This window comes from Pseudoalteromonas spongiae UST010723-006 (assembly GCF_000238255.3).
Taxonomy (GTDB): domain Bacteria; phylum Pseudomonadota; class Gammaproteobacteria; order Enterobacterales; family Alteromonadaceae; genus Pseudoalteromonas; species Pseudoalteromonas spongiae.
The window spans coordinates 578791-604958 of sequence record NZ_CP011040.1 but is presented as its reverse complement, the minus strand read 5'-3'; the positions used below and the strand labels follow the sequence as shown (position 1 = coordinate 604958).

Sequence of the window (26168 nt, the reverse complement as noted above, 5' to 3'; positions counted from 1 at the left end):
CCTAGAAAACCAAAAAGAACAATTAATATACAAAAAACAGCTGTTATTACCGCTTTTGAAAACAAAAAGTTATATTTCATTTTAATTGTTATTATCTATGCTCAATTCAAGCCTCAATTTCATCACGTATATTTACTTATTGCAATAGGTAAATTTATTTAAAAAACATAAGTCATTGATTTTGTTATTTTGTTAACAAGTAATTATGAATCCTAATGAGTCCTTTCTATTTTTGTAAAACTAAGGACAATTAGCCTTGTTGATAACAACTACATACAATTAAAAAGATGATTATGAGCTTACGTTCTTTGATATTAATTGCTCTTACGCTAACGCACTTTCAAGCGGCTGCATGGAGTCAAAATGGGCATCGTATAATCGGCAAGATTGCCGACAATCATTTAACTGCTGACACTCGTAATGCTATTGCTCCATTATTACAAGGCGATAAACTGGCTGAAGTAACCACTTGGGCTGATGAAATGCGCTCTAACCCAGAACCCTTCTGGCAAAAAGAGTCGGGTAAGTGGCACTATATTAATATCGCTTCGGCAGATGAATTTAAACCTCACCATTACCATCTTTCAGCCACCGAAGGCGAAGTTACTGATATTTACGCTGGTATTTTGAAAGCCACCGCGGTGCTTAAAAGCGCGAACACCTCATTAAAAGACAAGCAGTTTTATTTTCGTTTCCTCACTCATTTAGTTGGCGATATTCATCAACCAATGCACGCTGGTCGCAGTGAAGACTGGGGTGGAAATAAAATAAAAGTGAAATTTTTCGGTAAAGAAACCAATTTACACTCATTGTGGGATAAAGATTTAGTTGAAAGCGAAAACCTTTCTTACAGTGAATTTGCCGAGTTTATTGATACAAACGACGCAAAGCTTATTTCTACTTACCTATCCTCAGAGCCCAAAGATTGGGTGCTTGAATCATTTCATTTAGCACAAGGTTTGTATGATATCGGTAACGGTGAATTTAAATATCATTACGTTTACGAGCAAATGCCTGTAATTAAACAGCGTTTACTACAAGGCGGAATTAGATTAGCTGGTTTGTTAAACCACATTTTTGACGAATCGGCACACGCGAAAGCAGTTACTAAGTAATCTGCTAACGCATGAACAAAAGCAATAAAATTTTTAAAACTAACTTTCAAATTTAGTTACACGGGAAACTACTAATGAAAACGCAACTACGTAAAAGCGCTTTAACACTTGCTGTTGCTGCTTGTTTGGGTGCATCTGGTGCAGTTTATGCGACAGAAACCTCATCAGCAATGCGCGGTAAAATTACTACGCCTGCAGGAGAAGCTGCTGCTAACGTTAAAATTAAATTAATTCACGAGCCATCGGGTACGGTTACTGAATATACAACGAACGACGCAGGTGCATTCCTTGCTAAAGGTCTTCGTGTTGGTGGTCCTTACACTGTAATCATCGATTCAGATAAGTATAAAGATATCACTAAAGATCGTATTTACTTAAGCCTTGGTCAAACAAGCCGTATTAGCGAGCAACTTGAACCATTAACGATGGAAACAATTCAAGTAACAGGTGTTAGCTATACACAACAAGCTGGCGGAGCAAACAGTGCATTCGGTGCAGAAATCATCGAAAATGCACCAAGCTTCAACCGTGATATTAAAGATATTGCGCGTATTAACCCACTAGCGACAGTAACTGGTTCTGGTGAATTAACAATTGCTGGTAACAACCCACGTACTAACGCTTTAACCGTTGATGGCATCTCACAAAATGATGATTTCGGCCTAAACTTCAGTGGTTACCCATCACAACAGCCGCCAGTATCACTTGATGCTATTGAGCAGGTTACTGTTGACTTTGCACCATTCTCAGCATCTAAAGGTAACTTTGGTGGCGGTACAATTAACGCGGTAACTAAGTCAGGTACAAACGAGTTTAAGTTTTCTGGCTATTATGAAACATCAACACCAGATATGGCTGGTGACGTAGATCGTCTAGTTGAAATTAAAGGTGAAGACGAGCGTACGTACGAAACCGAAAAAGTAGACCCAATTCAAACTGAAGCACGTTACGGTTTCAGTGTTGGTGGTCCAATTATCAAAGACAAACTATTTTTCTTTGCAAACTACACATCATGGCGTAGTGAGTTAGAAATGGATTACGGTTTTGAAGGTTCAGGTGCAACTCACCTTTACAACACAACTGAAGAAAACTTCAACCGTTTCTTATCTATCTTAGAAACAGAATATGGTATGACGGATTCTTTAGGTGGCGATCCTGAAGATACCAACGATACATTAATCAGTAAAATCACCTGGAATATTAACGACTCGCACCGTCTAGACTTCACTTACCAGTGGCAAGACGACCAAGATGAGCGTAATTTCGGTAATGGTGGCGACACTGTGATGTTAGCATCAAACCGCTACACTTATGTTAATACATTCAATAACTTCGCAACTAAGATTTATTCAGATTGGAACGATGACTTCTCATCAGAGATCAGCATTAGCCACAAAGATGTAACAACTGAGAGCAACACTAACTCAAACATCGGTAGCGTACTAGTTGAAGAGTATTTCCGTGGTCCTGCTTACCAGTTTGGTATGGATCAATTCCGTCATGCGAACTACGCAGAAAACCAAAATACTGCGCTTGCATTTGATGGTACATACCTTCTTGGTGACCATGAGATTAAATTTGGTGCTAAGTACGAGCGTTTACGTTTATACAACCTATTTGCAGCAAACTCTTTAGGTTCATGGGAATTTGATAGCTTTGATGGTTTTGCAAACCGTGAAGTTGGTAACTTCCGTGGTAGCTACGATTTTGACTATGCAAATGCCTACACAAACGATTCAAAAGACACGGCCTATGACGCAACGCGTAGCCAAATTGCACTATACATCGAAGACACTTTCTATCCACACGATGACGTTGAGTTAACTGCTGGTGTGCGTTATGAGCGTTTATCTTCTGATGATAAACCACGCCTTAACGAAGCGTTCTTAGAAACTTATGGTTTCAGCAACCAAGAAAATCTTGATGGCTTAGACATCATTCTTCCACGTATTGGTTTCCAATGGTTTGCGAGCGACGACTTGACAGTTAAAGGTGGTGTAGGCCGTTTCCAAGGTGGTATCCCTAACGTTTGGTATAACAACCCATTCCAGAACGATGGTATTACTTTTGTAGCAGCACCAAGCAGTGCAATTGCTGATTACTATTCGCAAAACCCTGCAGATATTACAGAAGTACCTCAGACCATCCAAGATTCACTAGTGCCAGGTGCGGGTAGCACTAACTACACGGATCCTAACTTTGAGCTGCCATCAAGCTGGCGTGCACAGTTAGGCTTTGATTACAACTTCTCAATTGAAGGTTTTGGTGATGACTACATTTGGTCAGCAGAACTTGCGTATGAGAAGAAACAAAATGAAGCTGTTTGGAAAAACACAGCACTTAAAGAAGTGGGTTTAGCAGCTGATGGCGAACGTGTAATTTACGAAAGCCGTTACGAAGGTGACAAAGCTGACAACTTCGACATTATGATGACTAATGCTGATGACGATGGTCGCTCAATTATCTTTGTTACGTCACTTGCGAAAAACTGGGATAACGGTGTAAGCATGACCATGAGTTACACGCACCAAGATATCGAAGAAAACCACGTAGGTTCTTCATCTCGTGCACAAAGTAACTATAAGCATAACATTGTTAAGAGCCGTAACATGGACATGGCTGCGCGCGGTCACTACGAAATTGAGCATAGCTTTAAGTTAAACCTAAACTACAAGCGTGAGTTCTTTGACGGTTACGAAACACGTTTCGATATGTTCTTTGAACGTCGCTCAGGTCGCCCTTTCAGCTGGGTAATGGGCATGTATAAAGATAGTGATTTAGGTGATACTCGCGACTTCTACTCAAACAGTGCATACCTTGCTTACATCCCAACGGGTGCTGATGATCCAAATGTAAACTGGGAAGAGTCTGGTATTTCTTGGGAAGAATTAAGCGCGCTTATGAATAAAGCTGGTTTAAGTGCTTCAGGTTCAATTATGGACCGTAACTCTGATAGCCAACCTTGGGTAACTAAGATGGATATCAGCATTAAGCAAGAGATCCCTGGTTTTGCAAAAGGTCACAAAGCGCAAGTTTACTTAATGGTTGATAACTTCGCTAACTTGCTTAACAGCGATTGGGGTGTTGAAAAACGTCTAACATACCCGAACCAAACACTTTATGACTTTGGTGGCTTAGATGATCAAGGCCGTTATATTCTTGACAAACGTTTTGATGGCGCAAGCACATTAAACTACAGCACAATCGATATTGGCTCGTCAGCGTGGCAAGCTAAGATTGGTGTAAGCTACAAGTTCTAAACTAAAAACCCCTTGAAAATAAAAGCCCAGCATTTGCTGGGCTTTTTTTTACACTGAAATAAATTGGACTAAACTATTGCAGTGTAACCAAAAAGTAATAATTTTAATAAAAGCTTAATGATGCTGTTTTAGGCTTACTAAAACTACTATCAAGGGAAAGATCTATGAACACGTTCTTCAACAAAAAACTACTGCCACTTGCAGTCGCAAGCTGTCTATGTTCAACACTGGTGTATGCAAATGATACGTCATCGTCTTTAAAAGGTAACATTGTAGGGCCTAACGGTAACCCTGCCACTGGCACACAAATAACGATTATCCACTTACCTTCTGGTTCAGTAAAAACTGCAACTGTTAACGACGCAGGCTTATTTAGCGCAAAAGGCCTTCGTGTTGGTGGCCCATATCAAGTAATCGTTGATTCAAACGAGTTTGAAGACACTATGGTAGAAAATATTTATCTTACATTAGGTAAAGAATACCCATTAAGTGTGCAGCTTCAATCAGCATCAGCAATGGAGCAAATACTTGTTACTGGTCGCCCTCTTTCAATGCAATCGGGCGGTACAGGGCCTGCAAGTAACTTCACCTTAAATGATTTACAAAGTAAGCCTGCAATTAATCGCGATATTAAAGACATTATTCGAACCGATCCGAGGATCTATATAAACGAGGCGGCAAGCGATGCGATTCAGTGCGCTGGCGGTAATCCACGTTTTAACAGTTTAACTGTTGATGGCGCACGTATGAACGATAATTTTGGCTTGAACAGTAACGGTTATCCGACTGAGCGCATGCCCTTTTCTTTTGATGCGATAGACCAAGTAGCAGTTGAACTCGCGCCGTTTGATGTGCAATACGGCGGGTTTACGTCATGTAACATCAATGCGGTTACAAAATCAGGTAATAATGACGTTAGCGGCAGCGTATTTTTTGATTACACCAGTGATGCATTAAAGGGTGATTCAATTGAAGGAACTCACGTCGACACAGGTGACTACAGCGAAAAACGTTATGGCTTTAATGTTGGTTTACCACTAATAAAAGATAAATTATTTTTCTTCACCTCTTATGAAGAGCTTGATGGCGCACAAATTTTTGATTACACGCCCTTTGCAAATGGAAAAGTAAGCCAAGCTACGATTGACCGCATTACGCAAATTGCTAAAACGAATTACGGTTATGATCCTGGTAGCATGATCCCAAGTTTACCGGTTGAAGATGAAAAATTATTAGTCAAATTAGACTGGAACATCAGCGACGATCACCGTGCAAGCCTAGTATATAACTATAATGATGGTTATACTCTAAGCGAATCAGATTCGGGCTCAAGTGCCCTATCTTTATCAAATCACTTTTATGAACGCGGCGCCAAATTACAATCTTTCGTTTCGTCACTTTATTCCGATTGGACCGATGACTTTTCAACTGAAGTACGCATTGGCTATTCGAAGTTAGATAATCGTCAAATATCTATTGATGCGGCATCAGGTTTTGGCGAAATGCGTATATCAACGCCTGACGCCGATGTTTTTATTGGCCCTGATGACTCGCGACAAGCAAACAAACTAAAATACGACAACTTATCACTAAAGCTGGCGGGTACTTACTTTTTAGATAACCATGAAATATCGTTTGGTTATGAACGCGAGTCACTCGATGTTTTTAATATGTTTGTCCAGCATAATGAAGGCGAATACCGTTTTAGTTCAATTGATGATTTTGAAAACGGTATTGCTCGCGTATATTACGGCAACGCACAAAGTCACAACCCAAAAGACGCTGCTGGTGAATTTGAGTACGCGCTCAATACATTTTATGCGCAAGACACCTACGACTTAATTGATTACGATTTAACACTGACGTTTGGTTTACGTTATGATGTGTATACCAGTGATGATGTTCCAGAGTACAGTGCGAATTTTGAACAGCGTTACGGTTTTTCAAATCAACAAAACTTAGATGGCGTTGATTTGCTGCAACCACGTTTTGGCTTTAACTGGGTTTACAACGACCAATTAGAACTACGCGGTGGCTTTGGTTTATATTCTGGCGGTAACCCGAATGTTTGGATTTCAAACAGTTATTCAAACGATGGGATTCGTAATATTCAGGTCGATAAGAAAAACCTTCAAATTTTGGGACCAGATGCAATAGCGTTTAATGGTTCAGGGCGCCCCGGTTACGATATTCCAGTTGAACTTTATGACGCGGTTTCGCAAGGTGGCGCCGATGATAGCACTAATGTAACCGATCCAAACTTTGAAATTCCGTCGGAATGGAAGTTTGCCTTAGGTGGTACCTATATCACAGAGTCAAACTACATCTTTAACTTAGATTACCTGTATACCGATAAACAAGATTCCGCTGTGATCCGAAACCTAGCTGATGAAATCACGGGAACTGCGCCGGACGGACGCCCAGTGTATTCAGGAGTTAACCACCCTCGAGAATCCGATCTGTTATTGACAAATGTCAAAGGCAGCGACGGTTACTCCCATGTACTTTCTTTTGCTTTTAATAAATCGTTTGATAACGGTTTTGATATTGCAGCTTCTTATGCATATACCATTGCGAAAGAAGTGCACCCAATGACAAGTTCTGTGGCGTTTTCAAACTATCATCGAATAGCCGTAAGTGACCCTGAAAACCCGGGGGTTTCTACATCCAATTACGAGGTGCCACATCGTTTTACCTTCTCCGCAGGCTATGTGCATGAATTTATTGATGGCTTAGAAACGCGATTCAACCTATTTGGTCAAGTTAGCCAAACTAACCCGTATTCATACACTTTTTCGTCTTCTACCGGTGGTTTAGGGTTTAATGACGAGGACCGTCAGCTTTTGTATGTACCGCAAAACAATGATGCAAACGTCGTTTATGGTGATGACTTTGACCTAGAAGCATTTAATGCTTGGGTTAGTTCTGAAGGATTAAAACGCGGCGAAATACAAGATAGAAATGAAATCGATGGTGATTGGTGGACAACTATTGATTTCAAAGTTGAGCAGCAATTTCCTGGGTTTAACGATGGCCACTCAGGTTCAGCCTACTTTATCGTTAAAAACATCGGCAACATGCTAAATGATGACTGGGGTGTATTGAAACGTGGTAGTGCATTCCAACGTGCTGTCACCGCGGATATAAATGACCAAGGACAATATGTGTTTGAGGAATTTCATAATCCGTCAGGTACCAGTGTAGAAGTTAATCCATCACTTTGGGAAATTCGTTTAGGCGTTCGTTACAACTTCTAATACAAAGTATTATTAACTAAAAATGCCCAGCTCATGCTGGGCATTTTTGATTTTAAAGCAACTTACGAAACTAATCGGTCACATCATCGAGCTTATTTATAATGGTAAATAATGTACTTTGCTCTTCGTGTGTTAACTTATCAAATAATGCATTTTGCCAATTATTTGCATCACTTGCTAATTGGAAAAACAATTGTTCACCTGCTTTTGTTAGGGCAAGCACCGTTGCACGTTTATCTTTTTCGTCTTGCATACCCACAACAATGCCTTTTTCTATTAATTGCTTTACCGCTCGTGATGCGGTGGACTTATCAAGCTCTGCCCTATCGCAGATATCTCTCGCGGTTAAGTTTGATTGCTGCGCTAAATGCGCAATCACACGCCATTGGGGTACTGTTAATCCATACTTATCGGCGTATACTTTTGCAAAACTATTACTGAGTGCATTACTAAGACGCGCCAGGCGATATGGTAAGAACGAATCAAGAGTTATCATAATGTGTTTGTTTTAGAAATTTTCAGCTAGTGTGACGCTAACTTATGCGTTTTACAAGCAAGCCTAGAACACACTACACCGCTTAAGTCATTTTTAATCAAGATGCCCTTGGCCCGTTTACCCTATATCATAAGACGAGCAATAACGTTATAAACCATTCAATGTACACTTGCATTTAGTCTCACGTGAGACTATATTGGTTAAAAATCACAATGGGAGTGACTATGAGTTTTCCAGAATATGACTATTTAACCGGCTTTGGTAACGAGTTTGAAACAGAAGCCCTTGAGGGTGCATTGCCTATCGGCCAGTTTTCACCGCAGAAAGTAAAGTACGATTTATACGCTGAACAATACAACACCACAGCGTTTACAGCACCGCGTGCAGATAATCGTCGTAATTGGTTTTATCGCATCCGTCCTTCTGTTGTACAAGGCGATTATTCACCGCTTGACAACGGTTTACTGCGCACTGCACCAATCACTGAGGTGCCAACACCTCCGACTATGCTTCGCTGGAACCCGATTGATATTCCAACTGAAAAAACTGACTTTGTCGACGGCTTAATCACCATGGCTGCAAATGGCAGTGCCAATGGTCAAACAGGTATTGGTATTCATGTTTACGTAGCAAATAGCTCAATGGATGGTCGCTACTTTTATAATGCCGATGGTGAATTACTCTTTGTGCCACAACACGGCGCTCTGGTACTTCATACTGAATGCGGTAAACTTGCAATCAAACCTGGGGAAATTGCCGTAATTCCACGTGGCATTAAGTTCTCGGTTGAACTAATTGAAGCTACTGCGCGTGGTTATATTTGCGAAAATTACGGTCATCCTTATATTCTGCCTGAGCGCGGTCCAGTAGGCGCAAATGGTTATACCAATGAGCGTGACTTCCAGTATCCTGTTGCCGCATTTGAAGATATTGAAGGCGACTTTGAACTTGTCGCTAAGTTTAATGGCAACTTGTTCCGCTGCGATATCGGTCACTCGCCACTTGATGTTGTTGCTTGGACAGGTAATAGTGCGCCTTACAAGTACGATCTTTCGCGTTTTAACGTAATGAACACGGTAAGTTTTGATCACCCAGATCCATCAATTTTTACCGTATTAACTTCGCCTTCAGGCACTGCCGGCGTTGCAAATGTCGATTTTGTGATCTTCCCACCACGTTGGATGGTTGCAGAAAATACCTTCAGACCACCTTATTATCATCGTAATATTATGAGTGAGTTTATGGGCTTAATTGAAGGTGTATACGATGCAAAAGAACACGGTTTTGTACCTGGTGGAATGAGCTTACATAACTGCATGTCGCCACATGGCCCTGAAGCAGACGTCTTTGAAAAAGCATCAAATGCAGAGCTTGAACCACAGCGTTATGAAAACACGCTCGCATTTATGTTTGAATCGCGTTACGTTATTTCACCAACCAAGTATGCACTTGAAGGTAAAGAGCGTCAGCAGAATTACCTAGATTGCTGGAAAGGCATTAAGAAATATTTTAGTCAGTAATATCTTTTCACTTAAATTGCTGATCACATACTTAACAAAGTTAGTGTAAAAAGAACGGACAGCCGTTCTTTTTTGTTCGTGCTTAAAGGACTTAATTTTATGAAACTTTATACTTATTTTCGCTCATCTGCTGCTTATCGTGTTCGTATTGCGCTTAATTTAAAAGCTTTAGATCACGAAATGGTACCGGTAAATCTTCTAAAAAGTGAACAACAAAGCAACGATTACCTAAACGTCAATCCACAAGGTTTACTGCCTGCGCTGGAAACCGAAAAAGGTAAGTTAGGTCAATCGCTTGCGATTTTAGAGTACCTTGACGAAATTCACCCACAAACGCCATTGTTACCGAATGATCCTTGGCAAAAAGCACAAGTACGCAGTTTTGCCTATGCAATTGCTTGTGACATTCACCCAATCGATAATTTACGCGTATTAAAGTATTTAACCGGTGAACTCAATGTAACCGAAGAGCAAAAAACTGCTTGGTATTTACATTGGATCCAAATTGGCTTTGAAAAACTAGAAAAGCAAATTGGTGCAACGGATTTTTGTTGTGGCGATACTCCGAGCCTTGCCGATGTATGCTTAGTGCCACAAGTATTTAATGCATTACGATTTGGCCTTGATATGGCACAATTCCCAAAAATTAATGCGATTTATCAACGTTGTAACAGCATACAAGCATTTATTGATGCCGCACCTGAAAACCAGCTTGATGCAAACTAAGTTACCCTAGTCGAATAAAGGATCAGCTACTTTAATAGTGCGCCAGTCTTTTACATCGTCATTTAAAAAGCCTGCCTCTCGGTAGGCTTTTTCAATTAGGCCTCGGTCTCGCAGTATTTTTAGCCCACGCTGCAACGCTTCAAACGTTTGCTGTCCTAAAGGGTGTTTTTTAGAAACGACAAAGTGACGACTATCATTAAGCGCAACTTTGACATTGGGAATAGCAAAAATTTTATAGTCGGGACCAATGTAAGAAAAGTTATGCTGCTTTTTAAACGGCGCTAACATGCCATCAATCCAGCCTCGGCTAACCATTTTAGCCATTACGATCCAATCAGATTCATGCACAAGCTTTTTAGGTTTTAAACTTTGTAAGGTGACCCAATCAACATGCCAATCTTTACTTGAGACAATTGTCATGTCCGAAAGCGATAATGTCTTTGCATTATAGTTTGCAACGTTTTGTTCAGATGTAAACACACCCGCGTAGTACTCACCTTTACGAATGAGCGGCCCACTAATATATAAATTATCCTTATACCGCTCAGTCGCACTCAACCAAAGTGAATCAAACGATAGCAGTAACAGGCCTTCGTTTAGCAACTTCAAATTACGCGCATCGTAATTGCCATAAATAAAGTTAAATTGAATATCAGCACCGCCTAATAGCAGCGCTTGTTGTATAAGAATAAATTCAACGACATCGCGCTGGGCATTTTTACCCGAATAATCTGTAATATCTAAGATTGGCGTTTTGCCAATAATGTCCTTAGCATAGAAATAAATATCGGTTTCAACCGTGATATCTATCACTTTACTGTGCAGAGGTATACTTAGAAATAATAAAAATAAAGCAAAAAAACGACATAACATGGTATTTACGCTACTCTGCTCTTAGCAACTCTTTAAGGTTAGAAGTGAATGAATAAATTCACAAATATAAGGAAACAACAATGAGAGTGTTGGCTTTAGTACTTCCAATGTTGATTGTCTCTTCGTTAGCGACAGCACAAACACCAAAAAAGCATATTTGGCTAGAAGCTGAGGTAAATCATTTAATCTGTTGGTATGACGATAAAAAATATACCCTAGGTGCGGTAATTGAGGTTAACGACACAAGGTTAATTTGTACACAAAGATACCCTAACCAAGAAAATGGTCCTGTGGCATGGTATCAGCTTGATAAAAAAGGCAATATTATTTACCCAAAAACAAAGCCCAAGATTACGGTAAATTAAACGCGACTCAATTGGCTTTGCTGCTAAACATCAAGCTAATTAGACATACGCGCGACATAATGGCTCGTCAAACGGTTGTTGCTGTATGTTGTCAAAGTTAATGTAAACGCACTTGGGCTGCGCTTTAACACGCGATTAATAAGATGATACACAGTACCTGCTCGACTAACTGACCAAACACTAACATGAGTAGACGACAGTGCCTCTATCCAAATATCGCCAGCTTCGTTATTTTGATCAAACCGCAGGTAACCTTGATTTGCATATAAGGTTAAACTTTGGATCCGTTGTGTAAATTCATCACGCTCTTGGGCTTTGGTTTTCGCGCTTAAAACCATAGAGTCATCATTAGTAAAAACCATTTCCAGTCTGTGAGATTTGGCCACCTTACGCGCATTAGCAAGCTCTTCACCAATACAATAAAACCCATCACTTTTTCCAACCCACGAACCGCTCAAGTCTTTAAACAAGCGATTCAAGCTCGCTTCTTGACTGCGCGTTAATTTATTATTCGCAGGTAAATCTGCTAAACCAACTTTGCTCGGTGGGGCACTAAGGCATTGCGCTGCGCTTAATGTAAAGCTTGCGAGTAAAATAACTAACATCATTGTTATACGCATAGTATGATCCTTTTAAATCAATGTGAGCATTGCTCAGTACTGTACTCTAAATTAGTTTGATACGTTAAATGAACATAGAAACCAAATGGTTACAAGACTTTCTTATTCTAAGTGAAACTAAAAACTTTAGTTTAGCTGCACAATTACGATTTGTAACCCAACCGGCATTTAGCCGTCGAATTCAAGCATTAGAAAAAAGTTTGGGGTGCAAACTCATTGATAGACGCACCAACCCACTTAGTCTCACCAAAGAAGGCATTGCATTTCAACCAACTGCACAATCAGTGTTACATTTACTCAACAACTCCGCTGAAAAGTTACGGGCAACAAGCTATGCCCAAGAGCTAAAAATAGCCGCAACTCATACATTGGCGCTGGGGGTGTTTCCAAAAATATTAAAAACTCTAAAGCGACAGTTACCTAATGTCAGCGCTGAGCTTCAAATCGCCGATGCGGACGACTGTACAAAACTACTCAAAAGTAATAATTGTGACTATTTACTTGCATTTCATGATGAAGAATTGCTAGGTGAAGGTTATGAGCGTTTTGAACTTGGCGCAGTAAAACTATTGCCGGTCGCACTGAGTTCTCAAATTAATACGTGGCAAACGGCAACTAAAGTACCCTACCTTGCTTATCAAGCTTCAATTTTTCTCGGCCGTACCGTTGATAATGCACTAGACCAGCAAACAAAAAGCAGACTTGATAAAGTGGCGAGTTCATCAATGGCAGACAGTTTAAAAACCATGGTAATGCAAGGTCTAGGTATGGCATGGCTGCCTGAATTCGCGATTGAAAAAGAGCTTCAAGAAGAAAAGCTCAGCATCATCACCGGATTTGATGCCATCAATAATCTAAGCGTTAGCTTATATCGAATTCCTTCTAGCGATCATACAAAATCTATTTACTGGCAAGGCATAACACAAGCTTTAGAAAATGACGACTTAAACTAACGTTGAATGAGTAAAAGTAATCATTATAACGCTAGGCGATATGGAAACTTCCCTGTGCTATGCATAATTTGCATAACCAAAACCTATTTAAAGCATTAGTCTTTAACCTAGCTTATCGGTAATCTTGCGCCGACTCTCACCAATACAAGACAAAAAACAATGCGTATAGAATCTGATCTTCTCGGTACAATGACAATTGAAAACAATGTACTCTATGGCATACAAACTCAGCGCGCAGTAAATAACTTTCCGTTAAGTGACAAGACACTTTCACAATACCCTGCGATGATTAAATCACTCGCCTACGTTAAAGCAGCCTGTGTTCGCGCAAACCAGCAAATAGGTCTAATTAACGATGAAAAAGCTGATGCAATTTTTGCATCATGCAATGATCTAATTGATGGCCAGTATCATGATCAATTTCCTGTTGGCATGATCCAAGGCGGCGCTGGCACATCAACCAATATGAATGCCAACGAAGTAATCGCTAATATCGCACTGCAAAAGTTAGGACATCCTCTCGGGGCCTACCAATTTATACACCCTAATAGCGATGTAAACTTGTCGCAATCAACCAACGATGTTTACCCAAGCGCCATTCGCCTAAGTATCTTGCTACAACAGCCAAAGCTGATAGCCAGCCTAGAAGGCTTGATTGAACGTTTTTCTGAAAAATCTCAAGAATTTAAACATATTCTTAAGCTGGCCAGAACCCAATTGCAAGATGCAGTTCCAATGACATTAGGACAAGAGTTTGCGGGGTTCGCATCAACGCTACGTGAAGAAGTAAAGTTACTTAATCAGTTAAGCCCATTCTTCTATGAAATCAACTTAGGTGGAACCGCGGTTGGAACAGGGATAAATACCAAAAAAGGCTATGCTGAAGTAGCAATCAAGCAGTTAGCATGTTTAACTGAACTACCCTTTGTTAAGGCCGAAGATTTAATTGAGGCCAGCTCTGATATGGGCGCGTTTGTAATTTACTCATCAGCACTTAAACGTCTTGCAATCAAGTTATCTAAAATTGCCAATGATTTACGCTTATTAAGTATGGGTCCACGCGCAGGGTTAAGCGAAATAAATTTACCAGCAAAACAACCGGGTAGTTCAATTATGCCGGCTAAGGTTAACCCGGTTATTCCCGAAGCCGTAAGCCAAGTCGCATATCAAGTAATTGGATTAGACTCAGCAATCAGTATGGCGGCTGAAGCCGGACAACTGCAATTAAACGCAATGGAGCCGTTAATAGCATTTAATATTATGGAAGAAATGGCGCTACTAACTAACGCATGTAGCATGTTCGACCAGCACTGCGTTTCAGGCATTAGTGCAAACCATGAGCGTTGTCATTATTTATTAGACAATAGCCTCGCGCTTGTTACGGCGTTAAATCCATTTATTGGTTACGACGCTGCCACCGACATAGCTAAAGACGCATTAAGTTCAGGTAAAAATATCAAAGACTTGGTGTTGGAAAAAGGGATCCTTAGTGAATCTCAACTAGCAGATATTATGCAACCAGAAAAATTGACTGAACCTGCATAAGGCTTAAGCACTTTTAATAAATAAAGTGTATAGCAAATGCTATACACTTTGTTTGCAACGCAATACTAAGCGTTGTTTGATGTGTTTATCGATTATTTCGCACCAAGCTATCGCATGATAAATGACGAGCCATAAAAATTAATTGCTAACAAAAACAGAAACTTAATTCCAACCCAACTTAATTCTACACCACTATTTTCGCTCTAGAATAACGGCTCCCTCGCCCTCTTCCTTTAAGCAATCATCTTGGTTATATAAGTGGCACCTTTCCAACGACAAACAACCGCAACCAATACACGATGTGAGAGAGTCTTTTAGCTTTTCAATATATAAAATCTGTTGGGTTAACTTATCACGCCACGCAGTAGCGATGTGTTCCCAGTCACTAACCGTAGGTGTACGTTCATTAGGTAATTGCGACAAAATTGCTTTAATATCACTTAAACTAACACCAATTTTCTGGCCCGCTTTAATTAATGCGATCCGTCTTAATACATCCGGTTTATATCGCCTTTGGTTGCCACTATTACGCCAACTACGAATTAACCCTTTTTCTTCGTAAAAGTGGAGCGTCGAGACTTTTACCCCAGCACGTTTTGCAATATTTCCAACCGAAAGGTTCGCATCAGCCATAACTAAAATTGTTCACTGTTTAATTCTATAAAATACCCGTACATTTATATAATAAGTGATGAAGAACTCAAGTATGACAAGAAAAAATTACGACAAAATAAGTAACAAGCTATGTCTCGGTTGATGTGTAAATACATCGTATTTTACTTCATTAAACCGACCGTATTTAAGATATAAGAATACATAAAAATGAATATGCAAAGGGCAATGGTTTTAGGTTTACACTACGCCAAAGAAAGCACCTATTAAGATACTATACTTGTATTCTAAAATTACTTTTAAAATACCGCCATAGATAACTTGCTTAATGCAAATCTTCGCCTACGCCTCATGCTAAATCACGAAGTAATGTGTTAATCATATAAAAGCTTGTGGTAATTTTATTTGGCTGAGTCTAAAACTCGTATGTATGCTGCAGCTTGTTTACGTTCGTTAACCTTATTCCTTATGTAAACAGTAAGTTAAGGCTAACAAAATAATTTACGGTGATTACTTCAATTCACTTTTGATATCACTGCAAATAACAGCCCTAGTCATCCCAATTTAACGCATATATCTAATTAAATTTTATGCTAAAACTTCGAGTAATCGACTAAATTAGTTAAAAGAAAACAATTTTTATTATAGTACCTAATTATTAACCAAAAGTTATAAAACAGGATTTAAAATAATTAATACTTATATAAAACCACTAACTAGTTCTAAATTGGCAATTAAATACGCTAACTAGAGTTGATCTTTTCTGGACAAAATTGCTATTGTTACAACATGCCGTTATTTTCATTTAGATGAAGTGAAAGTCTAAGCGACTTGAATTGAAATTAATACTTTATCATTAACGGCAAAAATTAGTCCCCAAAACTATGTATGCTCTACAAGGATAGAGAAATGACAACAAATTACGCAAAAGTAAAAGAATTGTGCGACCAACTGGTTTCTGATGGAAAGCCAGTGTCGGTTGAGGCCATTTTACAAGAATGTGAAGGCAGCACTGCGAGTATTCTTGCACACTATCAACGTTGGCGCAGTGAGTCGCAAGACACACGCCAAGCGACAGCTGATACAGGATCATTAAGTGACGAGTATATGGCTGCATTTCACCGCGAGATTAAACGTTTCTCAAATGCTATTAATCGTGATTTCGAAGTTCAACTTGAACGTGCTATTGAAGCCGAAAAGTTCGCTATCCTAAGCCTACAAAAAACAGAACAAATTACCGGTGAATTAACCGAAAAATTACAAATGCTTGAAGCGCGTTTAGAAGAAGAAACAAGCCAATTCAAGCAGACAATCGCTGAAGTCGAAGACAATGCTGATGTTGAAATTGCATCACTAAAAGAACATCACGAAAAGCAACTTCAAGACCTTACTGAGTCGAAAAATCAAACAATTGAAGATATGCGAATTGCCAATGAAAACACAATTGAGCAATTAAAGGCTAATAACGCTGCAACCGTTGCAGAATTAAAAGAGTCGAGCGAACGCACCATTGCTGAGCTGAAACAGTCTGGTGAAGCAAAAGTAAGCGAGCTTACTGAGAATGTTGCAAGCCAAGTACAAACTCTTGAAGCGGCACTTGAAGAAAAAGACTCGAAAATCCAAGCATTATTACAAGAAAAAAACTCTACACTTTCTCAGCTTTCACAGTTAGAGCAAACTGCAAATACACATGCAGCGAAAGCAGAGCAGCATAACTCGGAAGTTGAAGATCTTCGCCAAGCAAAAGAAGCAATGCAAGCACAGCTTAAACAAGCTGAGCAAAGCATTGAAATGATGAAGAAACAAAACCTTGAGCTATCACAGCATAACCAAGATCAGCAAACAGCGGTCAAAGGTGCAAAAGAGCAAATCGAAGAAATGCAGACGCAGCTGGCTGAGGCTCAGAAGATTGCGACAAGCTTTGAAAGTGAAAAAGAAAACTTACTTAAGCAAATGGACTTTGTTAAGAACAATTCAACCGCTACTATTCAGCGCTTAACGCAAAACTCTGATCAAAACCTCGCTAAGATCAGACTACTTGAAGAAAAACTTGTTAGCGAACAGCAAAACGCATGGCGTTATGAGAATGAAAACGAGAAGCTACAAGAGCAACTTGAATTTATTAAGCAAAACTCTGCAACGACTGTAGAACGTTTAACACGCAGCGCCGAAAAAGCGATGGCACGTGTGCGCGATCTAGAGCGTGAAGTAGATGATGCTAAGTTAGAACTTGAACAAATACGCGCTCAAAACAACGTTGTGCCACTACAAGATCAAGCATAACCATATTGGTTAGTGAATTGGAAAAAGGGTCATTTGACCCTTTTTTATTATTGCAAAAATGCTAAAAAAAGCTAAATTGAAAGGTAAATCGCTAATTTTAAAAACAAATTGAAAATTTACACAGCACGTCAAGCAGTATTAAATCACAAAAAAAGATTAGTCGCCTATGAGCTACTATTTCGTAATAGCCGCGCTAATTCATTTCCTACCGTAGACCCAGTTATTGCCACCTCAAAACTTATCGCCGATAGTCAGTTTATTATCGGATTAAGGCGCTTAACGTCTGGTAAAAAAGCGCTCATTAAGTTTCCACATCTTGGTATATTGCAAAAGCAGCCTGAGCTGTTACCAAGCAACGATTTTATTGTTGAGTTAATGACAGACTTCGTGCCTAATCAAGAAGTGTATGAAGCATGCCGTAGCTTATTTCACAAAAACTATGTGCTAGCACTTGATCCCTACACTCCCGATTTTGACTGGCAACCTTATTGCAACTTATGCCGCTTGGTGAAATTTGATATTAGTAGAACGCCGTTAAACACGGTCATTGCCGATATTAATAAGTTAAAGCAACAAAAAAACCTCAAACTAATGGCGACAAAAATTGAAACTCATGAAGATTTCGAACTCGCCAAACAACTTGGCTTCGATTACTTTCAAGGGTACTTCTTATGTCGCCCACAATTAATTGAACAGCAAGATATGGTAAGCCACTCACAAACTGTGGTGTTGCTCTATACCGAACTTGTAAAAGAAGAGCTTAATTACGACAAAATCGCTAATCTGGTTGAGCAAGATGCTGCGCTTTGCTACAAATTACTGCGCTTTATCAATTCGGGTCTGTTTCCTACTCGCGAAGAAATTAACTCAATTAAACAAGGCTTGATTTACCTTGGTGACCAAAACGCGAAGCGTTTTTTAAACCTAGTTGTTACTGCGCACTTTGCTAAAGACAAGCCCCACGAACTAATTCGCATGTCGACCATTCGAGCCAAATTTTGCGATGTAATTGCGCAAAAAATCGCGCCAAGTTTAAAAAGTAAGTCATTCTTGGTTGGTCTTTTCTCCTTATTAGATGCCATTTTCGATCGCTCTATGGACGTAATTATCAAACAGCTCCCACTCGGAAAAGACATTAGCGATGCATTAATTGGCGAAGAGAATCTCAATCGAAATATTCTTGAACTCGTGCTTAGTTATGAATCTGGTAATTGGCAAAAAATAGAATCACAGTGTAACAAACTAAAACTCGATCAAGCGGATTTACCAGCGTTTTATTATGAAGCCATAAAGTGGAGTGATATTTTATATAACTGTACCCAGCAAGAAGACCCGCTATAAAAAAGCCCAGCAACTTGGCTGGGCTTTGACGTTATATAACTTATATATTAAAACATATAGCTTAATTTCACGTAGTAGAAACCACCGTTGTAGTCGTACGGACCACTTTCGTAATATTTAGCACCTAGTACACCATACGAAGCAGTTGGTAGTTTTTGTGCTTCTTGGTCGAATATGTTGTTTGCACCAACAGCTGCTTTAAAGCTCTCATTAATGAAATAACTCACTTCCGCATCAAAGGTAAATGATGAATCCGCAATTTCATTCCAACAACCGTCTAAACAATCATCATCTGCATGCACTGCGAAGTATTCGCCGAAGTAGTTAGCGCGCACAAACATGCTAATATCATCCCAGTTTTGGGTAATTGTGAACGTAGCACGGTGTTGAGGCATGCCTTCTTCTAAACGTTTTACTTTACCGTCGCTTGTGGTTGCTGGGTTAAACGCATCAACCGTTGTTTCATTCCAGTTATACGCTAACGCAAATTTTGTTGCGCCATTGAGTAAATCGGCTGAATAGTTAGCAACAATATCAACACCTTGTGTTGTAGTATCAAAGTCATTTGCGAAGTAGGTAACGGCCGAGATTAACTCTGGGTTTTGTACACCAAGCGATCTAAGTTCAGCATAATCTTCTTCACGTACAGTGATTTGACTAGACTGCGCGATACGATCTGTTACTTCAATGTTGTAGTAATCAACTGTTAAGAAGAAATCATCATACTCATATACAGTACCTAATGCATAACTTGTTGATTCTTCCGGTGTCAGCTCTTTACCACCATAAAACGCAGAAAGTGGATCTGTTGGCGGCGCTAAGAAACTTTGAATTAATTCACCGCCTACAAGTGATGTTGCCGTATTTACAACATTTGCCTGACCAACGGTCGGTGCTCTAAAACCAGTACTTGTTGAACCACGGATCTGCCAATCATCTGAAATAGCATATTGCAGTGTTAACTTGTAGTTCGCTGTATCACCAAAGGTATTGTAATCTTCGTAACGAAGTGCCGCGCCAAATAGCAAGCTTTCAGTTAAATACGCTTCAGCGTCAACATATGCCGCCCAGTTACGACGAGTATTAGTTCCTTGAGATTCAGGACCAAAGCCTTTAAAGCCATGCGAACCAATATTAAAGCCTTGGTCTGCGTATGGTCCGGCTTTCCATGAGGCTTCTTCTCCTGACACTATTTCGAACGATTCTTCTCTAAATTCAAAACCACCAGCAAGGTTAAGCGGATCATCTAAACCCACCTCAACTGATTTAACTAAATCAAAGTTAAATGTCTTTTCAAGTTGAATATATTTACCCGTATCAAAATCAACTGGCGTGTCTAAACCAAGTGATGGGTTAAGCGAGTTATAAAGGTAGAAATCCGCTGCATTTCGACCTACTGAGCCGCTTAAATCAAAATAAACTTCATCTAACCAGCCACCACTAATCTCACCTTCAACACCCATGGTAAGCGATGTATCAACGATGTTACCAGCAAATTGCGGCGTGTAACCACCTGGGAAAATCATGTTCATTGAGAAACAGTTAGGATCAGCAACCATATCTTTATATGCTTGCGTATCAAGTACATCCGGTACATTTGCCGGTACAACAGCACATGTTCTAGGACCGCCATTTGCTTGACCAATATCACCAATTAGCAAAGTTTCGCCGCCATCGTTTGAATAAACATTACTGCGGTTATGTGGATTACGATAGTAAAAGCCACCTGTTGCATCACGTTCAGAATAGTTACCAAACATGTAGAATTCTTTATCATTGCCTAAATCAAGGCCAACGTTACCAAACACCGACAAGTCGTCTTCAATTTCTGGATTACCCCATACTTGCGCAGGATCATTGATGTAAGTGTTACCTGCGTCAGCAAGGCCCCCAGCATCTGGGCGCTGAACTGAACGGCTCGTCGCATCGGCATTTTTTAATGCGAAAGACAAGTTAGCAAAGCCGTCATCAGTAAATGGCATGCCAATATTACCTTCAATTGTCGTGGTGTCGCCGTCACCTTCAAAGTACTCACCGTATTTAACTGTGATACTGCCACCTTCGGCTGAATCTTTTAACACAAAATTCATTACGCCCGCGATGGCATCTGAACCGTATTGCGCTGCAGCACCGTCTCGCAGCACTTCAACTTGTTTTAAAGCGATGCTTGGAATTACCGAAATATCTGGACCTTGTGCGCCATCATTTACACCACCACCTTGAAACGCAATAACTGACGCACGGTGACGACGTTTACCGTTCACAAGCACTAAGGTGCTGTCAGACGATAAACCACGAAGGTTAACAGGGCGAATTAATGTTGCGGCATCACTGATAGGTTGTTGACGCACATTAAATGAAGGAACTTGGCTTACAAGTAGCTCTAGCATGTCAGATGAACCATGCTTTTCTAAATCATCACCACCGATAATATCAATCGGCACAGGTGAATCGGCGATTGAACGTGGCGCAGAGCGTGTACCTACTACGGCGATTTTTTCGACGTCTTTTTTAATCTCTTCGGTGTTATTTTCTTCTGCTAATGCAGAATAAGACATGGTTGATACGAGTGTTGATGAGCAGGCAAGTAGTATTGCCTTACGTAGCGCTTTAATTTTCATAATTTCCCTAGCAACTTAGTTAATTATTATGTAAACGTATTTAACATACTATTTACATAAATAGACTAAATTGGGGATTTTTCAAGTATAAAATTGAATAAAATGTATCGTTAGCGCAATTTTTATACTAAAACCGTGAATTATATAATTTTTCCTCTCAGCGCTTTCGTATAACTGTGTTTTTTCTTGCTGTCTAATCGCTTTCGTTGGGAGCTTTTTGTCGGTTTTGTTGCGCGGCGTTTTTTTTGCACAATCATCGCCGATTGAATAAGCGCTTTAAGCCTATCTAGGGCATCTTGTTTGTTTTGCTCTTGGGTCCTAAATGATTGCGATTTAATTACAATAACACCATCGTTAGTAATGCGGCTGTCATTAAGAGCAAGTAGCTTTTCCTTATAAATTTGTGGCAAGCTACTACGTTTAATATCAAATCGCAGGTGAATTGCAGTTGCTACCTTATTCACGTTTTGTCCACCACTGCCTTGTGAGCGAATCGCTGTTAACTCAAGCTCCCAATCGGCAATACTGACTGAATTTGAAATTTGTAACATGTAAAACCCTCTGTTACCTAGATTGATAAAATTAACGTGTTTCGCATTTAACTCTATTGAGGCGGTTATAATCATAAAACCGGATGAAACAACGCGCGCGCATTCAACTGCTAAAATTGTGGTACTGTAATAGCGTGTTAGCCATTAAAATCGGTTAAAACAGGCAATAATGCCAGCACTGCAACACACAAAATATTTACACTAATTGTCAGCAAAAACCATTTTCGAAACGGTTGTTTTAGTGTTTTATGCCTAAAAAACGCTTGCGCAAATACAGCACCTAACCAGCCACCTAACACATCATAAATATGAAGCGTCGATTCAGGCACACGCACTTTATCTTTTTTTGCTTTGTACTTATCAATACCATAAACAATAAAGGTGAAAACACTCATCACGATGTACACAGGGACGAGCCAAAACGGCAATAACGTTAACCACACTAAACAGGCTATTACTAGGCAAAATAATATTACAAATAAGATCATTAAGATGAGAAATCAGTTATCTAAATCAGCACCACGCAGTCTATCAGATTACGGACGTAAGGTTTGTAAAATTCAAATCAATATAAGTTCTGATAAATTGCTAACTTGGTAGCGAGTCGAATACTTACCAACCGTACCAAGTTTTATCGCTGTTGTGGTCAGCATCAAAAGTCGTCTTGTTAGTTTAAAATAAAAGCTGTGCTCTCATTCACACGATACTAAATAGCAAAATATCAAGCGACGTTTAGCCAGTACACATAAAAAAGGGCGACACACAGTTCGCCCCATTTCATTTAGTTATTGCTTACTGTAACCGTCTCATCGCGCAACAAATGTAAAAAGTGCATGTGCTTTTGGTATTGATCAATTACATCGTTAATAACCGCATTCTCAGACCATCCCATAATGTCGTAGTCTTGACCACCTTCTACTAAATGCACCTCAGCGCGATAGTAACACTCCTCGTCTTCGTCGCTGTTAAAGCTCGGTTGTACGTGTTTTTTCTTATGAACACCGTAAACAAAGTCATGTTCGTCGCCGTGATACACTTTTAAAATAAGCCCTGAATCTTTAACAATTATCTCAGTCTGAATATCATTAAGTTCGAATTGATTTTTCAACGCTTTAAACGCCCGCTTTACAACTTTATTAATAAAATCAGCCGTGTTCTTTTTGTCAGGCGTTGACACAATATTATTGAGTTTTTCTTGCCAGTCTTCACCATCAACATAATGATTTGTCGGCGTTATGTTCATTTGTAAACTGTCCATCTTTGCAGCTTCAATTTGCAGCGCTTTAACTAAACCAAAACACGCAAATAGCAACACGATAGCAAAGGGTAACGCGCTGGCAATTGTCATGGTTTGTAATGCGTTCAAGCCCCCCACTAAGCTTAACACCGCAGCAACTACACCAACGCCGATAGCCCAATACAAACGTTGCCAAAGTGGTGTATCGTCCTCACCATTTGAGCACAGCATATTAATTACCATTGCGCCTGAATCGCATGATGTTACAAAGAAAATAACAATCATTAATATCGAAAGCCCAGTTAAGAATGCACTCCATGGAAAGGCTTCTAAAAACACAAACAGAGCAACGGCCGAATCACTACTTACCATCTCCATTAACGACACATAACCTTGCTCTACCACAAGATAAATTGCGCTATTACCAAAAATAGTCATCCATAATAGAGTAAAGGCTGTAGGCACAACCATTACACCTAATATAAATTCACGAATGGTACGCCCTTTTGAAATACGGGCTATAAACAATCCTACAAATGGCGCCCATGCAAGCCACCACCCCCAATAAAAAATGGTCCAGCCACCAATCCAACTTTTCTTTTCATAGGCAAATAAATTAAATGTATTTGACACAATTTCAGACAAGTACTGGCCCACGTTTTGTACATATGCCTGAAGTAGAAATACCGAAGGCCCAAGTACAAAAATAAAAATCAACAAGGCAATAGCTAGCAACATATTAGTTTCGGACAAAATTTTAATGCCCTTATCAAGCCCAGTTGCGACTGAAATAGATGCAAGTGCAGTAATTGCAAGCATAATAAGCACTTGGTTAAGTACACTTACATCAATATCGAATAAATAATTCAGTCCTGAGTTTACTTGGCTTGCGCCCAATCCAAGCGATGTGGCCACACCAAATACCGTACTCACAACCGCAAACACATCAACGACATGTCCTTGCCAGCCATAGATTTTATCACCAATAATCGGGTGTAAAGCAGAGCGAAGCGTTAGCGGTAAGCGATGACGGTAACTAAAATACGCAAGCACCAAGGCCACGATGGCATATATCCCCCATGCATGAAAACCCCAATGGAAAAAGGTTATTTTCATCGCTTCTCTAATTGCATCAAGGGAGTTGACCTCAGCAGTTGGTGGCGACACATAATGCATAATCGGCTCAGCAACACCGAAAAACATCAAACCAATGCCCATACCCGCAGCAAACAGCATGGCAATCCAAGTTGATAACTTATAGTCTGGCGTAGAATGATCCGGCCCGAGTTTCACCGAGCCGAAGCGTGATAAACTCAAATACAAGACAAAACCAAGGATAATGGCGACCGCCAAGATATAGAACCAACCACCGTTCGTAACTATGGTTGATTGCAATGAGTTATATAGTTCATTGGAAAATTCTGGCGCCATAATCGCCACAATCAAAAGAACAGATATAACAAAAGACGCAGGTAAAAAAACCGCTTTATTTAGAACATTTGTTTTAGTTTGCATAAGTCAGGGAATTTGCTTAGTACTCTAATTATTATAATGCAATATTGAGGCGTATTCTTAACTTTTTATACTAAGTATCCAATTTCTAAGTTCAAAATATAACTATGACACGCTAAAAAAGCATGGTTTATAAAAATTAACCTAACAATAGAAATAATTCGACATCTTAACGATAGTAAATGCATTTATCTCCAACTCTATAAACATTTAGCAAATTACCTGAGTAACAAAGTTCAGATTAGTATAAAAAACACTCAAATTTAAATTTTTTATGCCGATGATAAGTTACGGATAATTGTAATTGGATGACATATGAAAATTGAAAGCGCAAATGTAAAACTTGAAAACACCTATGTCGGTGAATTTGTATCAGAGCGGCGAGAAACTCCCATCACTCCCCCGAGCGAACCGAGTGTGCAAAAAGTAGAGCATTCTTTGGAGGATATTTCACTTGAAGACGATGCAAAAATTCATATTCTAAAATTACTTATTCAAGAGCTTACCGGTAAAGAAATTGATTGGTTTGACAAAAACGAAATGGAGCAGCCCGACCCAAGCCAACCAGTAGACGCAAACACGAGTCAACCAGACGGCCCTATCGAAGTTATCATTGAAAGACTTAACCATGAACATCAAAGTAACGACCTAAAACTTGCAGGAGAACTCAAGCTTGAAAGTGGTCGGGAGATCAGGTTTGAGTTCAAGTTAGCGTTTGAGCAAACTCATACCGAGTATCAACGGTCAATTGAAACCATAAATATGAAAGACCCGCTTGTGATTAGTTTTACCAATAAGCCGGTGTCTTTAAGCGCTCGTGAACACGGATTTGATATCGACGCTGATGGTGAACAAGATAAAATTGCACATCTTGACAAAGGGTTTGGCTATTTAGCACTTGATCGAAACAACAATGGCAAAATTGATAATGGTAACGAGCTTTTTGGTGCACTAAGTGGTAACGGCTTTAACGACCTTAGCCAATACGATGAAGACGGGAACGGCTTTATTGATGAAAACGACAGTATCTTTCAGTCGCTACACGTATGGGTTAAAAATGAAAATGAAGATCGACTTATATCACTAAGTGACGCAAATATTGGTGCCATAGGGCTACAACACGCCCAAACACCGCTTAATATCCGTAACGACGGTGAACTTAAAGGTGCAGTCCGTCAATCGGGATTTTATTTGAATAACAACGGTCAAGTTGGTTTATTACAACAAATTGACCTTGTGGTTTAAGTCTTCACTTTTAACTTTGAATATACTACCAGGTGC

The 26168-nt window shown here is 39.7% G+C and carries 19 protein-coding genes; 11 read left to right on the top strand and 8 right to left on the bottom strand.

Going from position 1 to position 26168, the window contains the following annotated elements; translation table 11 throughout:
- Nucleotides 1–293 precede the first annotated feature (293 nt).
- The 3 genes from PSPO_RS16995 to PSPO_RS16985 all read left to right on the top strand — a co-directional run bounded on the left by PSPO_RS16995 (nt 294) and on the right by PSPO_RS16985 (nt 7632).
- Complete coding sequence (locus PSPO_RS16995) at nt 294–1115, top strand: S1/P1 nuclease (protein WP_010559354.1); 822 nt, start codon at nt 294–296, stop codon at nt 1113–1115.
- A 74-nt stretch (nt 1116–1189) separates the two neighbouring features.
- Nucleotides 1190–4375: a TonB-dependent receptor gene (locus tag PSPO_RS16990; RefSeq protein ID WP_010559355.1), complete on the top strand. Its 3186-nt coding sequence runs from the start codon at nt 1190–1192 to the stop codon at nt 4373–4375.
- A gap of 164 nt (nt 4376–4539) precedes the next feature.
- Complete coding sequence (locus tag PSPO_RS16985; RefSeq protein WP_010559356.1) at nt 4540–7632, top strand: TonB-dependent receptor; 3093 nt, start codon at nt 4540–4542, stop codon at nt 7630–7632.
- A gap of 70 nt (nt 7633–7702) precedes the next feature.
- Here PSPO_RS16985 and PSPO_RS16980 read toward each other — a convergent pair whose 3' ends face one another.
- Nucleotides 7703–8128 carry a MarR family winged helix-turn-helix transcriptional regulator gene (locus PSPO_RS16980; protein WP_010559357.1) on the bottom strand — a complete coding sequence of 142 codons (426 nt, stop codon included), beginning with the start codon at nt 8126–8128 and terminating at the stop codon, nt 7703–7705.
- A gap of 224 nt (nt 8129–8352) precedes the next feature.
- Between PSPO_RS16980 and hmgA the strand changes: the two genes are divergently transcribed.
- Both hmgA and maiA read left to right on the top strand, forming a co-directional pair.
- Nucleotides 8353–9648 (top strand): homogentisate 1,2-dioxygenase, encoded by a 1296-nt coding sequence (gene hmgA, locus PSPO_RS16975; protein ID WP_010559358.1) that lies wholly within the window; start codon nt 8353–8355, stop codon nt 9646–9648.
- Nucleotides 9649–9747: 99 nt separating this feature from the next.
- The gene (maiA, locus tag PSPO_RS16970) at nt 9748–10374 is read left to right on the top strand and encodes a maleylacetoacetate isomerase (RefSeq protein ID WP_010559359.1); all 627 of its coding nucleotides are present in this window, start codon (nt 9748–9750) and stop codon (nt 10372–10374) included.
- A 6-nt stretch (nt 10375–10380) separates the two neighbouring features.
- On the opposite strand, the gene PSPO_RS16965 is transcribed toward maiA, so the two are convergent.
- Nucleotides 10381–11187: a hypothetical protein gene (locus tag PSPO_RS16965; RefSeq protein WP_233430575.1), complete on the bottom strand. Its 807-nt coding sequence runs from the start codon at nt 11185–11187 to the stop codon at nt 10381–10383.
- A 140-nt stretch (nt 11188–11327) separates the two neighbouring features.
- Between PSPO_RS16965 and PSPO_RS16960 the strand changes: the two genes are divergently transcribed.
- Nucleotides 11328–11612 (top strand): DUF1496 domain-containing protein, encoded by a 285-nt coding sequence (locus PSPO_RS16960; RefSeq protein WP_010559361.1) that lies wholly within the window; start codon nt 11328–11330, stop codon nt 11610–11612.
- 35 nt (nt 11613–11647) lie between these two features.
- Here PSPO_RS16960 and PSPO_RS16955 read toward each other — a convergent pair whose 3' ends face one another.
- Nucleotides 11648–12232 (bottom strand): hypothetical protein, encoded by a 585-nt coding sequence (locus PSPO_RS16955; protein WP_010559362.1) that lies wholly within the window; start codon nt 12230–12232, stop codon nt 11648–11650.
- 68 nt (nt 12233–12300) lie between these two features.
- On the opposite strand from PSPO_RS16955, the gene PSPO_RS16950 reads away from it, so the two are divergent.
- Both PSPO_RS16950 and PSPO_RS16945 read left to right on the top strand, forming a co-directional pair.
- Nucleotides 12301–13185: a LysR substrate-binding domain-containing protein gene (locus tag PSPO_RS16950; protein WP_010559363.1), complete on the top strand. Its 885-nt coding sequence runs from the start codon at nt 12301–12303 to the stop codon at nt 13183–13185.
- 159 nt (nt 13186–13344) lie between these two features.
- Entirely contained in the window at nt 13345–14730 is a 1386-nt protein-coding gene (locus PSPO_RS16945) for an aspartate ammonia-lyase (protein WP_021033022.1), read from the top strand.
- Between the two features lie 192 nt (nt 14731–14922).
- Here PSPO_RS16945 and soxR read toward each other — a convergent pair whose 3' ends face one another.
- Entirely contained in the window at nt 14923–15363 is a 441-nt protein-coding gene (soxR, locus tag PSPO_RS16940; RefSeq protein WP_010559365.1) for a redox-sensitive transcriptional activator SoxR, read from the bottom strand.
- Nucleotides 15364–16251: 888 nt separating this feature from the next.
- Here soxR and PSPO_RS16935 point away from each other — a divergent pair.
- Complete coding sequence (locus PSPO_RS16935; RefSeq protein ID WP_010559366.1) at nt 16252–17625, top strand: coiled-coil domain-containing protein; 1374 nt, start codon at nt 16252–16254, stop codon at nt 17623–17625.
- A 108-nt stretch (nt 17626–17733) separates the two neighbouring features.
- Nucleotides 17734–18966 (top strand): EAL and HDOD domain-containing protein, encoded by a 1233-nt coding sequence (locus tag PSPO_RS16930; RefSeq protein WP_010559367.1) that lies wholly within the window; start codon nt 17734–17736, stop codon nt 18964–18966.
- Between the two features lie 47 nt (nt 18967–19013).
- Here PSPO_RS16930 and PSPO_RS16925 read toward each other — a convergent pair whose 3' ends face one another.
- The 4 genes from PSPO_RS16925 to PSPO_RS16910 form a co-directional block, all read right to left on the bottom strand.
- Nucleotides 19014–21587 (bottom strand): TonB-dependent receptor plug domain-containing protein, encoded by a 2574-nt coding sequence (locus tag PSPO_RS16925; RefSeq protein ID WP_010559368.1) that lies wholly within the window; start codon nt 21585–21587, stop codon nt 19014–19016.
- Nucleotides 21588–21727: 140 nt separating this feature from the next.
- Nucleotides 21728–22138 carry an alternative ribosome rescue aminoacyl-tRNA hydrolase ArfB gene (gene arfB, locus PSPO_RS16920; protein ID WP_010559369.1) on the bottom strand — a complete coding sequence of 137 codons (411 nt, stop codon included), beginning with the start codon at nt 22136–22138 and terminating at the stop codon, nt 21728–21730.
- Nucleotides 22139–22275: 137 nt separating this feature from the next.
- Nucleotides 22276–22581 carry a DUF1294 domain-containing protein gene (locus PSPO_RS16915; RefSeq protein ID WP_021033021.1) on the bottom strand — a complete coding sequence of 102 codons (306 nt, stop codon included), beginning with the start codon at nt 22579–22581 and terminating at the stop codon, nt 22276–22278.
- A 338-nt stretch (nt 22582–22919) separates the two neighbouring features.
- A complete protein-coding gene (locus PSPO_RS16910; RefSeq protein WP_010559371.1) occupies nt 22920–24890 on the bottom strand; it encodes a BCCT family transporter in 1971 nt (656 codons plus the stop codon).
- A 312-nt stretch (nt 24891–25202) separates the two neighbouring features.
- Here PSPO_RS16910 and PSPO_RS16905 point away from each other — a divergent pair, with 312 nt between their 5' ends.
- Entirely contained in the window at nt 25203–26132 is a 930-nt protein-coding gene (locus PSPO_RS16905) for a hypothetical protein (protein WP_010559372.1), read from the top strand.
- Nucleotides 26133–26168: the final 36 nt, after the last annotated feature.

Coding starts and splice junctions, on each gene's coding strand:
- PSPO_RS16995 (WP_010559354.1), top strand. CDS start 294: ATGAGCTTACGTTCTTTGATATTAATTGCTCTTACGCTAACGCACTTT.
- PSPO_RS16990 (WP_010559355.1), top strand. CDS start 1,190: ATGAAAACGCAACTACGTAAAAGCGCTTTAACACTTGCTGTTGCTGCT.
- PSPO_RS16985 (WP_010559356.1), top strand. CDS start 4,540: ATGAACACGTTCTTCAACAAAAAACTACTGCCACTTGCAGTCGCAAGC.
- PSPO_RS16980 (WP_010559357.1), bottom strand. CDS start 8,128: ATGATAACTCTTGATTCGTTCTTACCATATCGCCTGGCGCGTCTTAGT.
- hmgA (WP_010559358.1), top strand. CDS start 8,353: ATGAGTTTTCCAGAATATGACTATTTAACCGGCTTTGGTAACGAGTTT.
- maiA (WP_010559359.1), top strand. CDS start 9,748: ATGAAACTTTATACTTATTTTCGCTCATCTGCTGCTTATCGTGTTCGT.
- PSPO_RS16960 (WP_010559361.1), top strand. CDS start 11,328: ATGAGAGTGTTGGCTTTAGTACTTCCAATGTTGATTGTCTCTTCGTTA.
- PSPO_RS16955 (WP_010559362.1), bottom strand. CDS start 12,232: ATGCGTATAACAATGATGTTAGTTATTTTACTCGCAAGCTTTACATTA.
- PSPO_RS16950 (WP_010559363.1), top strand. CDS start 12,301: ATGAACATAGAAACCAAATGGTTACAAGACTTTCTTATTCTAAGTGAA.
- PSPO_RS16945 (WP_021033022.1), top strand. CDS start 13,345: ATGCGTATAGAATCTGATCTTCTCGGTACAATGACAATTGAAAACAAT.
- soxR (WP_010559365.1), bottom strand. CDS start 15,363: ATGGCTGATGCGAACCTTTCGGTTGGAAATATTGCAAAACGTGCTGGG.
- PSPO_RS16935 (WP_010559366.1), top strand. CDS start 16,252: ATGACAACAAATTACGCAAAAGTAAAAGAATTGTGCGACCAACTGGTT.
- PSPO_RS16925 (WP_010559368.1), bottom strand. CDS start 21,587: ATGAAAATTAAAGCGCTACGTAAGGCAATACTACTTGCCTGCTCATCA.
- arfB (WP_010559369.1), bottom strand. CDS start 22,138: ATGTTACAAATTTCAAATTCAGTCAGTATTGCCGATTGGGAGCTTGAG.
- PSPO_RS16910 (WP_010559371.1), bottom strand. CDS start 24,890: ATGCAAACTAAAACAAATGTTCTAAATAAAGCGGTTTTTTTACCTGCG.
- PSPO_RS16905 (WP_010559372.1), top strand. CDS start 25,203: ATGAAAATTGAAAGCGCAAATGTAAAACTTGAAAACACCTATGTCGGT.